13 protein-coding genes are annotated in these 16,259 nt (G+C 39.7%); 10 read left to right on the top strand and 3 right to left on the bottom strand.

Features of this window, described 5'->3' with window-relative positions; genetic code table 11:
- The first annotated feature begins 260 nt into the window (after nucleotides 1–260).
- The 7 genes from Q7P05_RS06535 to Q7P05_RS06505 all read left to right on the top strand — a co-directional run bounded on the left by Q7P05_RS06535 (nucleotide 261) and on the right by Q7P05_RS06505 (nucleotide 9,368).
- On the top strand, nucleotides 261–803 hold the full coding sequence (locus Q7P05_RS06535; protein ID WP_303931201.1) for a hypothetical protein: 543 nt from the start codon (nucleotides 261–263) through the stop codon (nucleotides 801–803).
- Nucleotides 804–1,156: 353 nt separating this feature from the next.
- The gene (locus Q7P05_RS06530; protein ID WP_105090313.1) at nucleotides 1,157–2,107 is read left to right on the top strand and encodes an aspartate carbamoyltransferase catalytic subunit; all 951 of its coding nucleotides are present in this window, start codon (nucleotides 1,157–1,159) and stop codon (nucleotides 2,105–2,107) included.
- The gene (locus Q7P05_RS06525; RefSeq protein ID WP_039969456.1) at nucleotides 2,091–3,377 is read left to right on the top strand and encodes a dihydroorotase; all 1,287 of its coding nucleotides are present in this window, start codon (nucleotides 2,091–2,093) and stop codon (nucleotides 3,375–3,377) included. Before Q7P05_RS06530 ends, Q7P05_RS06525 begins: the two co-directional genes overlap by 17 nt.
- Nucleotides 3,377–4,444, top strand: coding sequence for a glutamine-hydrolyzing carbamoyl-phosphate synthase small subunit (gene carA, locus Q7P05_RS06520; protein ID WP_005387324.1), 1,068 nt, complete (start codon nucleotides 3,377–3,379; stop codon nucleotides 4,442–4,444). The genes Q7P05_RS06525 and carA overlap by 1 nt, the downstream gene beginning before the upstream one ends.
- Nucleotide 4,445: 1 nt before the next feature.
- Nucleotides 4,446–7,646 (top strand): carbamoyl-phosphate synthase large subunit, encoded by a 3,201-nt coding sequence (gene carB, locus Q7P05_RS06515; protein ID WP_303931199.1) that lies wholly within the window; start codon nucleotides 4,446–4,448, stop codon nucleotides 7,644–7,646.
- A gap of 4 nt (nucleotides 7,647–7,650) precedes the next feature.
- Nucleotides 7,651–8,418 (top strand): dihydroorotate dehydrogenase electron transfer subunit, encoded by a 768-nt coding sequence (locus Q7P05_RS06510; RefSeq protein WP_303931197.1) that lies wholly within the window; start codon nucleotides 7,651–7,653, stop codon nucleotides 8,416–8,418.
- Nucleotides 8,418–9,368, top strand: a complete 951-nt coding sequence (locus Q7P05_RS06505; protein ID WP_105090316.1) for a dihydroorotate dehydrogenase — start codon at nucleotides 8,418–8,420, stop codon at nucleotides 9,366–9,368. Before Q7P05_RS06510 ends, Q7P05_RS06505 begins: the two co-directional genes overlap by 1 nt.
- 126 nt (nucleotides 9,369–9,494) lie before the next feature.
- Here the strand turns inward: Q7P05_RS06505 and Q7P05_RS06500 are convergent, their stop codons facing one another.
- The gene (locus Q7P05_RS06500) at nucleotides 9,495–10,385 is read right to left on the bottom strand and encodes a LysR family transcriptional regulator (RefSeq protein ID WP_295231319.1); all 891 of its coding nucleotides are present in this window, start codon (nucleotides 10,383–10,385) and stop codon (nucleotides 9,495–9,497) included.
- Between the two features lie 196 nt (nucleotides 10,386–10,581).
- Here Q7P05_RS06500 and Q7P05_RS06495 point away from each other — a divergent pair, with 196 nt between their 5' ends.
- Nucleotides 10,582–10,770 carry a hypothetical protein gene (locus tag Q7P05_RS06495; protein WP_227720963.1) on the top strand — a complete coding sequence of 63 codons (189 nt, stop codon included), beginning with the start codon at nucleotides 10,582–10,584 and terminating at the stop codon, nucleotides 10,768–10,770.
- 23 nt (nucleotides 10,771–10,793) lie between these two features.
- Here the strand turns inward: Q7P05_RS06495 and Q7P05_RS06490 are convergent, their stop codons facing one another.
- Nucleotides 10,794–11,447 carry a YigZ family protein gene (locus Q7P05_RS06490; protein ID WP_295231313.1) on the bottom strand — a complete coding sequence of 218 codons (654 nt, stop codon included), beginning with the start codon at nucleotides 11,445–11,447 and terminating at the stop codon, nucleotides 10,794–10,796.
- A gap of 335 nt (nucleotides 11,448–11,782) precedes the next feature.
- Here Q7P05_RS06490 and Q7P05_RS06485 point away from each other — a divergent pair, with 335 nt between their 5' ends.
- Together Q7P05_RS06485 and Q7P05_RS06480 are read left to right on the top strand one after the other, a co-directional pair.
- Nucleotides 11,783–13,957, top strand: coding sequence for a cation-translocating P-type ATPase (locus Q7P05_RS06485; protein WP_295793199.1), 2,175 nt, complete (start codon nucleotides 11,783–11,785; stop codon nucleotides 13,955–13,957).
- A 191-nt stretch (nucleotides 13,958–14,148) separates the two neighbouring features.
- The gene (locus Q7P05_RS06480; RefSeq protein WP_005387332.1) at nucleotides 14,149–14,676 is read left to right on the top strand and encodes an ECF transporter S component; all 528 of its coding nucleotides are present in this window, start codon (nucleotides 14,149–14,151) and stop codon (nucleotides 14,674–14,676) included.
- Between the two features lie 168 nt (nucleotides 14,677–14,844).
- On the opposite strand, the gene Q7P05_RS06475 is transcribed toward Q7P05_RS06480, so the two are convergent.
- Nucleotides 14,845–16,170, bottom strand: a complete 1,326-nt coding sequence (locus Q7P05_RS06475; RefSeq protein ID WP_005387333.1) for an FAD-containing oxidoreductase — start codon at nucleotides 16,168–16,170, stop codon at nucleotides 14,845–14,847.
- Between the last annotated feature and the right edge of the window lie 89 nt (nucleotides 16,171–16,259).

Here is a 16,259-nt window from a genome sequence, read left to right as displayed (position 1 = left end):
AGGTAAAAATCTCGGCTATGCACTTAACCAACTCGCATCTTACAGCAATCGTCTGAGCTCGAATCGCAGCTGAAGCAAAACGGGCAGAAGAACTTCGTAAGGCTGAGGAAGCTCGAATCGCAGCCGAAGCAAAACGTGCAGAAGAGGCTCGTAGAGCAGAGGAAGCGCGTCGCATAGAAGAAGCTAGACGAGCCGAAGAAGCGCGTAAAGCAGAAGAAGCACGTATAGCTGCTGAGGCACGTAAGGCTGAACAAGCTAGATTGGCTGCAGAACGAGCAGAAGCTGAACGTCAAGCAGCAGAGGCAAAACGTATTGCTGAAGAACGTTACCAAGCTCATTTAGAAGCGGAACGCAAAGCAGAAGAAGCTCGTCAACAGGCACTTGCACAAGCTGAAGTGGAACGTAAAGCAAAAGAACGAGCTGAAGCAATTCAACGTGTTAAAGATCAGCAAGAAAATGCTCGTCGTCGTGCAGAGCTTGCACGTCAACAAATTGAAGCAGAACGTAAGGCTGCCCAAGCAGCTAAGACAGGACCTTCCTTCAGTGAACTTGATGACGTCCACGAAGATACTCCTTCCGTATCGATTCCGAATGCTGTATCTATTGATGAATTGACTAAACCAAGACCGACTGCATCTCAAAATACACGTCGTCGTGATCAACGTCAACCTCAACAAAATCAACAATATGTACAACAAAATCCAATGACTAATGGTCAACAAGGTCAAGCACCTTATGGTTCACAGCAAGATCAACAAAATGATGATCAAAATCCACCAAAACTGTATCCTATGAATCGATAATGTACGATTGTAATAATAGAAACTATTAATGTCTAATCATAGATTCCTTGGGTTCTGACAATTACTTAAATATTGAGAGGACAAGCCACTTTACTGGGCTTGTCCTCTTTTTAAAATACTTATGAACTTTCGCTTTTACATTGACTTTCAAGGGCAGATTCAGTACAATAAATAAAGAAAATGCACCTATGGTACGAGAGACCATTGCATAGTACAAAACCTTTTAATTTAGTCCAGAGAGGCTGAGAAAGGAATATAGTTGAAGCGCCCCCATAAGGGCTTCTTTGTGCAAACTATTTGACCTTTTGCCCTGGGCAAAAGGTCTTTTTTGTTACGTGAGTTAGGAGGAAATCATGGGACAAGTTAGCCTAAAAGGCAAACATTTATTGGGTTTGCAAAATGTGTCACCTGAAGAAATCAAATTGATTTTGAATGTGGCAAAGAAAATGAAGAAAATCGTTCTTTCTGATGATAAGAAGGTTCCACTTTTAAAGGGGAAATCCATTATTAACCTTTTTATGGAGCCTAGTACTCGTACCCGTAGTTCCTTTGAATTGGCCGGTAAATATTTAGGGGCTGACGTTATTAATCTTTCTCCAAGCGGTTCTTCCATGGGGAAAGGTGAAAGCTTCCGCGATACCTTGCTAACTATGTCCTATATGGGCACAGATGCTATCGTAATGCGTCATAGTGCAGAAGGGGCTCCTCTATATGCCACAAAAGCAGTAGATCCTATCATTATCAATGCTGGTGATGGTGCTCATGAACATCCAACACAAGCTTTGTTAGATATGTATTCCATCTTAGAGAAAAAAGAATCTATTGAAGGCTTAAAAATTGTTATCTTAGGCGATATTATGCATAGCCGTGTAGCAAGATCTAATATTTATGGCCTTACTAAAATGGGTGCTAAAGTACATTTGGCTGGTCCTCGTACTATGGTATATCCAGAGCTCGAAAAATTAGGTGTTACCGTACACCACGATATTCGTGAAGCAGTGGCTGATGCAGATGTGGTTAACGTACTTCGCATTCAATTAGAACGTATTCATTCTGCGTTGTATCCTACAAATAGAGAATATGCACGTATCTTTGGTATTAACAATGATGTATTGAAATTGGCTAAAGATGATGTAATGGTAATGCATCCAGGTCCTATGAACCGTGGCCTTGAAATTGCACCAGATGTAGCATATTCTGATCAATCCGTAATTCAAGAACAGGTACGTAATGGCGTAGCTGTACGTATGGCTGTATTGTACTTAACTATTATCGGAGGTGACGGTAGTGAGCTTGCTTATTAAAAATGGTACGGTAGTTAATCCGGCAAAAAAACAAAACGAAGTAGCAGACGTTCTCGTAAAAGATGGTAAAATTGCAGCCATCGGTCAAAACTTAAGTGCTGAAGGCGCTGAAGTATATGATGCAACAGGTCTTATCGTAGCACCTGGTCTTATCGATATTCACACACATTTGCGTGAACCAGGCCAAGAAGCTAAAGAAGATTTCCACTCTGGTACACAAGCGGCTGCTGCTGGTGGTTTCACACGTGTAGTCACTATGGCTAATACAAACCCAGTTGTAGATAATGCTGCACTTGTAAGAGGTTTACAAAAACAGGCTGAACTCACTGGCGTTGTGAAAGTAGAATTTATTGGTGCTGTATCCAAAGGCCTAGAAGGTAAGGAACTTGCTGAAATGGGCGATATGGCTGAAGCTGGTGTAGTAGCTTTCTCCGATGATGGCCATTATGTAGAAAATGCTGCATTTATGCGTCGTGCCTTAGAATACTCCTCCATGTTTAATAAAATGGTTATCGACCATGCAGAAGATATTACATTGACTAAAAATGGTCATATGCATGAAGGTATCGTTTCCTATGAACTAGGTGTTATTGGTCGTCCTGCAGTAGCTGAAGATTTAGCGGTTGCTCGTGATATTTTGTTATCTGAAATGACAGGCGGTCACATTCATATTGCACACGTAAGTAGTAAAAATACAGTGGACATGGTTCGTCGCGCAAAAGCAAAAGGTCTTAATGTAACATGTGAAGTTACAAGCCAACATTTATCTTTCACAGATGAATATTTACGCGAATACAATCCAGCGTTTAAAATGGCTCCTCCAATTCGCTCCGAAGATCATCGTCAAGCATTATTAGAAGGCTTGAAAGATGGCACAATCGATGCAATTATTACAGACCATGCACCGCATGCATATGAAGAAAAAGACCATGAGTTCTGCTGTGCTCCTAATGGTTTCAGTGGTCTCGAAACATCTTTAGCAGCGGTTATTACCAATGCGTATGGTCCAGATAAACTCAGCATTGACCAAGTTGTGTACTATATGAGTACACGTCCAGCTGAATTAATGCGTCTTGATGCAGGTGTTCTTGAAGTTGGTAAACCAGCAGATATTACTGTATTCTCTACAACTGAAGAATGGACAGTAGATCGAAATAAATTCTATACAAAAGGCAAAGTCAGCCCATTTGATGGTATGACTGTTACAGGTAAGGCCAAACTCACAGTAGTTGATGGCAAAGTAGTTATGAAGGAGGGCGTAGTCTTATAATGAAAGGCAAGTTAGTTCTTGAAGATGGTTCCGTGTTTGAAGGTTCCTTATTAGGTGGCGCTCCAACAGTAGGCGAAGTTGTATTTAACACAGGTATGACAGGGTATCAAGAAATCTTGACTGATCCATCCTATGCGGATCAAATTATTACATTAACATATCCTTTGATCGGTAATTATGGTACATTGAATGCTATTACTCAAGGCCCTAAACCATATTGTAAAGGCTTTATCGTAGGAGAACTGTGTGATTTCCCATCTAACTGGCAAAATGAAGGCTTATTTAGCGAGTATCTTCGTTTACACGGCATCCCTTGCCTTTATGATGTAGATACACGTGCTATTACACGTGTACTTCGTAACCATGGCGTAATGAAAGGCGTACTTGTACGTTCTGATTACCCTATGGAAGATATTCAAAAATTATTTAAACAAGACTTGCCAACAGATCAAGTTATGCGTGTAACTACAAAATGGCAAGGTATGCGTGGCGATAAAAATGCAGAGTTCCATGTAGCTGTAATGGACTATGGTGTAAAGGAAAATATCCTTCGCTCTTTAGAAGCAGCTGGTTGTCGTCTAACAGTATTCCCTGCAGATGCTAAGGCTGAAGATGTATTGGCAGCAAATCCAGATGGTGTATTCTTATCTAACGGCCCTGGAGATCCTCAAGATCTTGGCTATGCTGTAGAAGAAGTAAAGAAATTATTCGGTAAAAAGCCTATCTTCGGCATTTGCATGGGCCATCAAGTATTGGCTCAAGCCTATGGTGGTACAACATTTAAATTAAAATTTGGTCACCGGGGCTCTAACCATCCAGTACAAGATTTACGTACAGGCCGCGTATATATTACATCTCAAAATCATGGCTATGCAGTAGATGATACTTCCTTGCCAGACTTTGTAGAAATTACACATCGCAGTGTAAATGATGGTACTGTAGAAGGTATGCGTCATAAAGAATTACCTATCTTCTCTGTACAATATCATCCAGAAGCATCCCCAGGACCTACTGATAATCTATATTTATTTGACGAATTTGAAGACTTAATGAGAAAGGGAAAATAATATGACCACAGAAGCAAAAAAAGTACTTGTAATTGGTTCTGGTCCAATTATTATCGGCCAAGCTGCAGAGTTTGACTATGCTGGTACACAAGCATGCCGTTCCCTTCGTGAAGAAGGTTATAAAGTAGTATTGGTTAACTCCAATCCTGCTACAATTATGACCGATACAGATATTGCAGACCGCGTATATGTAGAACCGATTAGTCTTGAATTCGTAACAGAAGTAATTAAAAAAGAACGTCCTTGGGGCTTATTGGCTACATTGGGTGGCCAAGTAGGTCTTAATATGGCCGTACAATTGTCTGAAGCTGGCGTATTAGAAGAATACGGTGTAAAACTTCTAGGTACAACTCTGGAAGCTATTAAACAAGCTGAAGACCGTGAGCTCTTCAAAGAAGCGATGAAGGAAATCAATCAACCAGTTCCTGAATCTGATATCTTTAACGATCTTGAAGAAGCCGTAGCCTTTGCTAATCGCATTGGTTATCCTATCATCATCCGTCCTGCTTACACATTGGGCGGTACTGGGGGCGGTATTGCGCATAACGAAGATGAAATGTATGAAATCACACGTCGTGGTTTGAAACTTTCACCAATTCACCAAATCCTAGCAGAACGTTCTGTAGCAGGCTGGAAAGAAATCGAATACGAAGTAATGCGCGATAGTGCAGATAACTGTATCATCGTATGTAATATGGAAAATATCGACCCTGTAGGCGTACATACTGGTGACTCCATCGTTGTAGCACCTAGCCAAACATTGAACGATATTCAATACCAAATGCTTCGTACTGCATCTGTAGAAATCATTCGTTACTTGAAAATCGAAGGTGGTTGTAACGTACAATACGCTTTGAATCCAAATAGCAATGAATATATCGTTATCGAAGTAAACCCTCGTGTATCCCGTTCCTCTGCATTAGCATCTAAAGCAACTGGTTATCCAATTGCGAAGGTAGCTGCAAAAATTGCAGTAGGCATGACATTGGATCAAATTACAAATGCTGTAACAGGCGAAACAAAAGCATGCTTCGAGCCTACTCTGGACTATGTAGTAACTAAGTTCCCACGTTGGCCATTTGAAAAATTCAATTTGGCAGACCGCACATTGGGCACTCAAATGAAGGCTACTGGCGAAGTTATGGCTATCGACCGCTCCTTGGAAGGCTCCTTGCTTAAAGCAATTCGTTCCTTGGAAATTGGTTTAGACCATATTGAGCTTAAGAAAATCTCTCATGAGTCCATGGAACAATTGATTGAACGTTTGCATTTAGTAGATGATGAACGTATCTATGTTGTAGCAGAAGCACTTCGTAAGGGCATTAGTGTAGAGAAAATTCATTACATTACAAAAATTGATACATTCTTTATTGAAAAAATTAAAAATATTGTTAATGTAGAAAAAGCATTGGCTGAACATGGCTTAACAGAAGAAGTATTGCGCAAAGCAAAACGTTATTCCTTCACTGATTCTGTTATCGCTCGTTATGCTAATACAACGGTAGATGAAGTTCGTGCAAAACGTAAAGAATGGAACATACTTCCAACATATAAATATGTAGATACATGTGCTGCCGAATTCGAATCTAAAACACCGTACTACTACAGTGCTTATGCACAAGAAGACGAAGTTAAACCACTCGGTGAAAAATCCGTTGTCGTACTTGGTTCCGGTCCGATTCGTATCGGTCAAGGCGTAGAGTTTGACTACTGCTCCGTACATTCCTCTTGGGCACTTCGTAAAGTGGGTTACCAATCCATTATGATCAACAATAACCCAGAAACAGTGTCTACTGACTTTGATATTTCTGATTCCTTGTACTTCGAACCATTAACAGTGGACGATGTAATGGAAATTATCGATAAAGAAAAACCAGCTGGCGTTATTGCTCAGTTTGGTGGTCAAACAGCAATTAACTTGGCAGGTCCATTAGCTAAGCGCGGTGTAAAAATCCTTGGTACATCCGTAGATAGCATCGATATGGCAGAAGATCGTGAACGCTTTGATGAATTGTTGGCAAAACTTGGTATTCCACGTCCAGTAGGTGCGCTTGTAACCTCTGATGAAGAAGCACAAGCAGCAGCTAAAAACTTGAAATATCCATTGATTGTACGTCCTTCTTATGTATTGGGCGGCCGTGCTATGGAAATCGTATACAACGATAAAGAGCTTGATGTATACATGAAGGAAGCCGTAGTTGCATCCAAGGAACATCCTGTTCTTATCGACCGTTATATGGTTGGTATGGAGGTAGAGGTTGACGCTATTTCCGATGGTACTGACGTATGTATCCCTGGTATTATGGAACAAATCGAACGCGCCGGTGTTCACTCTGGTGACTCCATGGCCGTTTATCCTGCTCAACATTTGAGCCAAGAATTGATTGATCAAATTGTGGACTATACACGTCGTATTGCAGTAGGCCTTAATGTTAAAGGTGTACTTAATATTCAATATATCGTGGCTGACGGTGAACTTAACGTAATCGAAGTTAACCCTCGTTCTAGCCGTACTGTACCATTCATTTCTAAGGTTACAGGCATCAATATGGTAGAATGTGCAACGCGCATTGCTCTTGGTGAAAGCTTAAAAGATTTGGGCTTGCCACTTGGTCTTGTGCCTAATAAACCATATGTAGCTGTAAAAGCACCTGTATTCTCCTTCTCCAAAATGGGCCTTGTAGAAATCGCTCTTGGACCTGAAATGAAATCTACTGGTGAAGTTATGGGTATTGGTCGTACTTATTCTGAAGCATTGTTTAAAGCTATCAATGGTGCCAATATGCGTATCCCAGAAGATGGTACAATTCTTATGACCGTAGCAGACCGCGATAAAGAGGAAGCTAGCCAATTGGCAAAAGGCTTCATCGAATTGGGCTATCACATCGAAGCAACTGGTGGTACTGGTAAATACTTCAAAGAACATGGCGTTGACTGCAAGGTAGTTAACAAAATTTCTGAAGGTGATGACAACTGTGCTGACCACATTCGCCAAGATAAAGTCGATCTTGTACTTAACACATTGACTGCAGGTAAACGCCCAGAACGTGAAGGCTTCCAATTGCGTCGTCTCGCTGTAGAAATGGGTACACCATGCTTAACAAGCCTTGATACAGCTCGTGAAGTATTGCGCGTTGTAGCTAATCGTAAAGATGATGCTAACTACAATGTAGAAGCATTACAAGATTTTGAATTGGAGTAAAACCATGAGTGGCTATGTAGAACAGGGCGAAGTCGTTCGCAATGAGCAAATAGGCTCTGATGTGTGGATTATGGATATTCACGCACCAAAACAAGCAGCAGAAGCAAAGGTAGGACAGTTTTGTAATGTTCGCGTAGCGGACTCTACGGCGCCGTTATTGCGTCGCCCTATTAGCTATGCTGGATTCGATGCACAAAAGGGTATTATTACCCTTTTGTATCGCGTCGTAGGTAAGGGGACTGAAATTATGACACGTCTCGTACCTGGCGATACACTAGATTGTTTAGGACCTTTAGGTGAACCATTTGTAACATCTAAGAATATGCTTCTCGTTGGCGGTGGCGTTGGCATTGCACCAATGCTATGTATCGCATCCCATTTGAAAGAAGGGGAAGAGGCACAAGTTATTCTTGGTTTTAGAAATGAAAGCGAAACCTTCTGGGCAGATCTATTCAAAGATACGTCTGTTAAAGTGCACATCACAACTGATGATGGTAGCGTAGGTACGAAAGGGTTCCCTACAGCAATCATGCCTGAGCTGATTAATGCTAATACTTTCACATCTGTTATGACTTGCGGTCCTACACCGATGATGAAAGGTGTGGCACAAGTAGCGAAAGAGCTCAACGTACCTTGCCAAGTATCTCTTGAAGAACGTATGGGCTGTGGCACTGGTGGTTGTTTAGGTTGTGCTTGTGATGGTGCAGGTGGCAAACGTTACAAAGTTTGTAAAGATGGTCCTGTATTCCCAGCTGAGGAGGTGTTCTTTTAATGAGTGAACGCGATTTAAATAACACCGTTACGCCTAATCCAAAGCTTGCCGTTGATTACTGCGGTATTAAGATGAAAAATCCTATTATTGCTGCATCTGGCACCTTTGGTAATGGTCCTGAGTATGCTGGTTATTTAGACCTTAGTAATGAGGTAGGTGCTATTTCCGTAAAAGGTTTAACACCTAAAGGTCGTCATGGCAATCCAGGAACTCGTATCGCAGAAACACCGTCTGGTGTCTTAAACTGTATTGGCCTTGAAAATCCTGGGGCAGAACATTTTGTAACAGATATTTTGCCAGACCTCAAGAAATACGATGTACCATTGTTAGCGAATATGTCTGCTGGCACGGTAGAGGAATTTGCATGGATGGCAGAAACTCTATCCGTAGATGGTATTGCGGGCCTAGAGGTTAATGTATCTTGTCCAAATGTTGCTTGTGAAGGTATGGCTTTTGGTGTAGATCCAAAGGTAGTAGAACAAGTAACTAAAGCAGTTCGTAAGGTAACAGATAAGCCTGTTATTGTAAAACTTTCACCAAATGTAACCGATATTGTGGAAATCGCAAAGGCTGTAGAAGCTGGTGGCGGTGATGGGGTCAGTCTCATCAATACCATTCTCGGTATGGCCATAGATATCCATCGCCGTAAACCTGTATTGGGTAATATTTATGGTGGTTTATCTGGTCCAGCTGTAAAACCAGTAGCACTTCGCATGGTGCACCAAGTGTATAAAGGCGTTAATATTCCTATTATGGGCCTTGGTGGTATTATGACTGGTACTGATGCTATTGAATTTATGATGGCTGGTGCTCAAGCAGTTCAAGTTGGGGTTGCTACGATGGTAGACCCAACAGCTATTTCTCGTATTGCTCGAGAAATGGGCGATTATGTGGAACAATATAATCTTAACAGCATTACTGATATAGTAGGTGCTGTCCATCAAGGATAGTAAAAAGAAGACCTAGTACATTATGTACTAGGTCTTTTTGTATGTATTGTATTAATGTTCATAACTGTACAAAATCTCATACGATAAGTTATAAATACCATACTATATGAATTAGTATAGTGTGGCTTATACATATGCTTTGTAGAAATCAATAAATTGCTGTGCTACAGGGGATAAGGCATGCCCTTTGAGAGTAATAAATGCTTTTTTAAAATCTCCTGAAAATTCTGGCAACTTGATACGGGCCATTTTACGATGGTTAATAAGCTCTTTTGCATCCATAGGAACTAAAGAAACAGTTCTACCAGAGGATGCCCATTCGATGGCAGAGCTCTTAGTTGTAGTGATGGCAACAGCATTCAGTTGATCCATGTCCGTTAAACTAGATTGCATAATCATTCGCACAGATCCACCAGAAAGGGATAATGGACACTTTTTGATATCATCCCATGTGATGGTATCATGTTCACGACCTATCCAGAATACATCACGACGGAAGATAGCATATAAGTGTTCCTCTTGGGTGAGAAGGATATCAAATTTATCAGTATCTACCATTTGAATATTTGCAATTCCTAGCTCTGCATTACCGTTAATAAGTTGATTGACCACATTAGTCATTAGTCCTTCGTAGATTTCGAAGTGAACTGATGGGTATTTCATGGAAAAGGCTGGTAAATATTGTTGCACGATTGGTGTAGAGCGAGATGCAGAGGTAGCGATTCGCAACGTACCTTCAATACGTGAGTTCAACTGTTGTACAGCATTATATGTAGATTCTTCAATGGAGCATAGTTGTTGGGCTTTTTCATAGAAAATTTTACCAGCATCAGTTAGTTGTAAGTTTGATCCTCGTTGGCCGCGCTTGATATTGATGAGTTGAGCTCCAAATTCAGCTTCTAAATACTTTAATTGTTTACTTAAAGCTGGTTGTGTAATATGAAGAATCTCTGCGGCCTGCGTCATATTGCCCGTTTGAACGAGGGTAATAAAATTGTGGTAGTAAGATGTATCCATAGAATCTCCCTATTATACACAAAATAAGATAAATAAAAATTATAACGAACTAAGTAACAGTAATTTCACATTTGATAAAATAGCGTATATACTATATTCATCAAGGAAAGAGAAAGAATAATGTGTTTAAAATAAACTTTCTATCCTTATCACAATTTTTAATATAATAACAGTGATTGAGAAAGTAGGTACTATCATGGGCGTAGTAAAAAGAACATTAAGTAAAGCAATTCGTAACTGGGAAGCACGTAGATTAATGACTGCACATAATGCAGGTGTTAGTCGTAAAAAACAACTTGAACGCGTATGGCCTCATCCATTAACTACAGAAAAACGTCATGAACTTGCTCAAGGCGTAAGTGGCTTAGTTCATAGCGAAAACTAATTACTATGTGTGTATCAGTTAGATTATTGTTCTAGCGGTAGTACCACTTCAATAGAATCTAATATAGTACAAGTAGCAGCTCCATGACTCATGTCTTGGAGCTCTTTTTGTATGCGCTCCACATCAGTAGGTGGCACTAAGATGGTTATATCTACATGCTCACCAAAGTTTGCTTCATAATGTAATTTTTGATCTTGCACATATCTTTCAATGGCTCCATACAAGGAATAGTCGATGGTAGCCTGCAACTGAGTTCGTGTTGTGTGTAGTTCTTTAGGGGCAAGACGTAAGGTTTCTGCAACGGAGTGTGAGTATGCACGAATCAAACCACCTGCACCTAATTTGATACCTCCAAAATAACGAGTTACTACGACCGCTACATTGGTAATACCTGTTTTTTTGAGTACTTCTAGCATAGGTTTACCTGCTGTACCAGAAGGTTCACCATTGTCGGAAGACCGTTGTTGCTCTTGCTTTGGGCCTAATGCAAAGGCAGTACAATTATGGCGGGCATCCCAGAATTCTTTGTTGATGCGGTTAATAAAAGCTTGCGCTTCCTCTTCTGTAGAACAAGGGTATACAGTTGTGATAAAACGTGATTTCTCCACAACATATTCATGGCGAAATTCCTTCGCTACCGAAGTGAATTCTACTATAGGGCTTATTGATTCACACATACACTCACCTCCTTTAGAATCAAAGTTTATGTTTATTCATCATCACTTTATTATAATCTATTTTTTTATACTATGTATAGGTAGTAGGAGACTAATTCCCCTAGAAAAAGGAAATAACCCTCTAGATTTGGTAGGATATTGACGTAATGAGAATTTATGTTATTATGGAATAGAGACGTATGAATGAATACTCATGTAAAAGTGTTCATATATTAAATCATTCGTGTTTATAAAATATTCTGTTAGTGATGTATGATATGTATACTATGAGTTTATGACTTATATAGATATATAGGACATATATCTTTGAAATTCTAGTAGAAAGAAGTGATATGATGAGTAAGAAGAAACAAGAGTTTGATATTACAGGTATGCACTGTGCTGCTTGTGTAAAGCGCGTTGAAAACGTTGTTTCAAAGATAGATGGTGTAGAATCTGTAAAGGTTAATCTACTCACTCGAAAGGGGAGCGTAGAATACAAAGATGGTTCTACTGTAGAACCACAACAAATTATCGATGCCATTACGAATATTGGTTTTTGCGCTGCAGAAGCAGATGAAACGAAGCAAGAAATAGAAAAGGTTAATTTAAAACCTCATATTACGCGTCTTATCATTGCTGCTTGTATGGCCGTACCGATGATGATTAACATGACATTACATCGTTTTGGCATTCAAGCCTTGCCAGTATGGGTAGAGTTCATTCTTGCTACCATTGCTCAGTTCGGCCCTGGCCTTATGTTCTATAAGAGTGCGTGGAGTGCGGTAAAGAATGGCGCCCTTACCATGGATGTTCTCGTTGTAATGGGTACGACTGTTGCTTATCTATTCAGTATTTATAATTGGCAGTTCCATCCAGAACTTGGGCCTCATGGCATTTACTTTGAAACCTCAGCTTGGCTCATTACATTCATTCTTCTTGGCAAACTTTTAGAAGAAATTGCCAAGGGGCGTACCTCTGAAGCACTTCAAAAATTGATTGCCTTGCAACCAGCAACAGCTCATGTATTGCGTGACGGTGAGTTCGTAGATATTCCTACATCTAAGGTTGTAGCAGGTGATATTTTACAAGTTCGTGCAGGCGAAAAAATTCCAGTAGATGGTACTATTACTGAAGGCTATTCTACTGTAGATGAAGCTATGCTTACCGGTGAAAGTTTGCCTGTAGAAAAACAAGTGGGATCTGATGTTATCGGTGCGACTATTAACTTGAGCGGTGCTTTCACAATGGAAGCAAAACGTATCGGCTCTGATACAATGCTCTCTCAAATCATCAAGGTCGTAGAGGAAGCGCAAACCTCTAAAGCAAGCATTCAACGTATTGCAGATATTGTTGCTCAATATTTTGTGCCTGCCGTTATTGGCCTTGCTGTTTTGACCGGCCTCGTATGGTACTTCATTATGGGTGACTCTATTAATGTAGCTCTCATTAATGCTACAGCAGTGCTTGTTATCGCTTGTCCTTGTGCACTTGGTCTCGCTACACCAACATCTATTATGGTAGGCTCTGGCTTAGGTGCGGAGCATGGTGTTCTCATCAAGAGTGCAGAATATCTTGAAAAAGCTGGTAAACTCGATGCCATCGTTATGGATAAAACTGGCACTCTTACACAAGGTGTTCTCGATGTAACGGCTTTCAAAAATTATAATGGTGATGAAAGTATAAATATGTCCCTAATGATGGCCCTTGAAAGTGGTACATCGCATCCAATTGCAAAGGCCATGGTTTATTATGGCGAAGATCATGGTTATAAAGGTAAAGCTGTAGAACTTGAAAGCTTTGGTGATGTACCTGGTAAAGGTTTGCAAGGCGCTTATCAAGGCGTGTCGGTACAACTTGGCCATAGCCGATGGATGTCTGAATTAGGTTATGATTTAAGTGCAGTACAAGATGATATTTTACACTATGAAGAACAAGGTGCATCTGTATCCGTTCTTGCTGTAGATGGCGTTATCAGTGCATTATGGGCTGTAGAAGATGAATTACGTCCAGAAACAATTGATGTTGTAAAAGAATTACATGCTCAAGGTATTGATGTGTGGATGCTTACAGGTGATAATCGTCGTACTGCCCAATATATTGCTAAACAAGCAGGTATCACTCATGTAATTGCAGAAGTATTACCTCAAGATAAGGCTAGCAAGGTAAAAGAGTTGCAAGATAAAGGCCTTGTAGTTGGTATGGTTGGTGACGGTATCAACGATGCGCCAGCTCTCGTAACTGCAGATATTGGTTTTGCTATCGGTAGTGGTACTGATATTGCTGTAGAAGCAGCAGATATTGTTCTTGTAAGAAATGACTTGCATACATTAGTACAAGCTGTACGCCTCAGTCGTAAGACAATGACAAATATTAAACAAAATCTATTCTGGGCATTGATCTTTAACTGCATTGGTATTCCATTGGCTGCTATCGGTGCATTAAATCCTATGATTGCAGGCACAGCAATGGCATTTAGCTCTGTAACCGTTGTGGGTAACTCTCTTCGTTTGAAACGAGCTAAGATTTAATTTAATTTGTATCTTATAACATATAATATTTGATAGAGTTGATTAAAGTTTATAAAGCACCTATACCATGGTATAGGTGCTTTATTTTAAATCTGACTATATATTTAAATCCTATGAAATTAGTGTTTTTAGACAGAGTGAGATTTGTTATACTAAATATAGTTATTCAGCTAAAAGAGAGGAGCTAGATTATGAAATTAAAGACGCGCGATATTGTATATATCGGATTTATTGCTGCCTTATGTGCAGTAGCAACAACAATTCGCATCGAAATACCGGGTGGTGCAATGGTTCACTTAGGATCTGCTGCATTATTTACATCATCCATTCTATTTGGTGGTTTATATGGTGGTTTAGGAGCGGCGATTGGCTCCGCATTATTTGATCTTTTTGGTGGTCATACACAGTATATTGTATTCTCGTTCTTTATTAAAGGTATTGCGGGCCTTATTGTTGGCGGTATGACAGCAGGCTATTTGCCACCATCCATTACAAAGCCAACAGCATCCTTTACACGTATTTTGAGTGCTTTAATTATTGGCACAATTTGGACTGCCTTTGGTTATTTCCTTGCATGGTGGTTTGTTCTTGAAAGTGCAGCAGTAGCGGCAAGTAAAATTCAATATTCTTTGATTACAAGTGCAGCTGGTATTGTGGTAGCTATCGTATTGACACCTAAATTGCAATCTGTAGTTCGTAGATTATTTACAAAGAACTAAATAGAGTAACTAATGATAAATTACTAAAAACTATATATTGCTAACTAATAACTAATAATCCAAAATTGATCATTAGGCATAAATAAAAGAGTCTCCCTTAACTTATGTATTCAAGTTAAAGGAGACTCTTTTATTTATTATATTAGATTATGTAGTTACTATTCTTACCTAGAAATTACAGAGATCATTTAAATTTTCTGCCATTGTAGGATGTGTGAAGATTTGGTTCTTGAAATATGTATACGGAATGTTGTTATCCATAGCTACTTTAATCATGTTAATCAATTCTTCGGCACTTTGGGAATAGAGTGTAGCACCGAGGATTAAATTGCTTTCCGCATCTACCACAATTTTGAAAGCCCCTTTAAGGTTGTCATTTACATGAGCCCTTGGCATAGTGGCTACAAGCATTTCCTTCGTTTTAACAGTGTAACCTTTATTAATAGCATCCTCTTCTGTAAGACCAACACGAGCGAGTGGAGGTGTTAAGAAGGTGGTGTAAGGAATGTTTTTGCGATCTTTTAATGTATAGTGACCATTACCTGTAAGTGCACCAAATACGATGCGGAAGTCATCGAGAGAAATGTAGGTAAATTGCGGACCACCGTTTACATCGCCTACAGCATATACACCTGGAACGGAGCTTTCACAAGTATCATTTACTACGATTGCACCGCGTTCATTAGTAGTAATATCCGTGTTTTCTAAACCAATATTTGTAGTATTCGGTCTGCGACCTGTAGCATAGAGAACAGCATCAAAGGTATAGTTTTGACCATCTGCAGTGATAACAGGTTTGTTGCCATCATTAGATACAGAGTTTAATGTTACATCATTAAGAATAGTGATGCCTTGCTCAGTCAAGTATTCATTAGCTAATTCTTGTACAATCGGTTCCTCCCGTTTTAAGATGCCAGATTCAATATTAAATACTGTTACCTTTGTACCTAGTTTAGCGTATAGGCTAGCGAATTCAAGGCCGATAGGGCCAGCACCAATGACGCCTAGTGTACTTGGTTGAGAGGATAATTGTTGAATTTCTGTGCTATTATAGAAGCCTGTTGCGGTGTCGATGCCATCAATATTAGGCTTAATCGCTACAGCACCAGTGTTAATAATAATTGTTTCACCACATAAGACGATTTTATCTTCCCCAGCGGTAACGGCGATTTCTTTATTACTAATGAATTCACCATGTCCAGTATATACATCGACATGTTCATTTGTGTCTAACATACCGAAGTTTTTATTGCGTAAACGAGATGTAACTACCTCGCGTTGGTTTAATACTTGCTCGTAAGATAAGCCTTTTGATGCGGCTATAATCATCGTTTTAGTTGGGATACATGCAATATTAATACATGTGCCACCATACATAAGTGGGTTTTCTTCAATCATAGCTACAGATTTGCCCATAGAGCCAAATTTAGCTGCTAATGTTTTACCGGCTTTGCCGAAACCTAGGACGATAAGGTCATATTGTTTGGTATTCATAAAATACCTCCTATCTTTTATATTGAAAATATTAGATATTTATATTATAGCACATTATAGTAGATATAAAAGTTAAAATATAAAAATTG

Origin of the sequence: Veillonella dispar, from assembly GCF_937975875.1 — a bacterium.
Taxonomy (GTDB): domain Bacteria; phylum Bacillota; class Negativicutes; order Veillonellales; family Veillonellaceae; genus Veillonella; species Veillonella dispar_B.
This window is presented reverse-complemented; position numbering and strand designations above follow the sequence as displayed.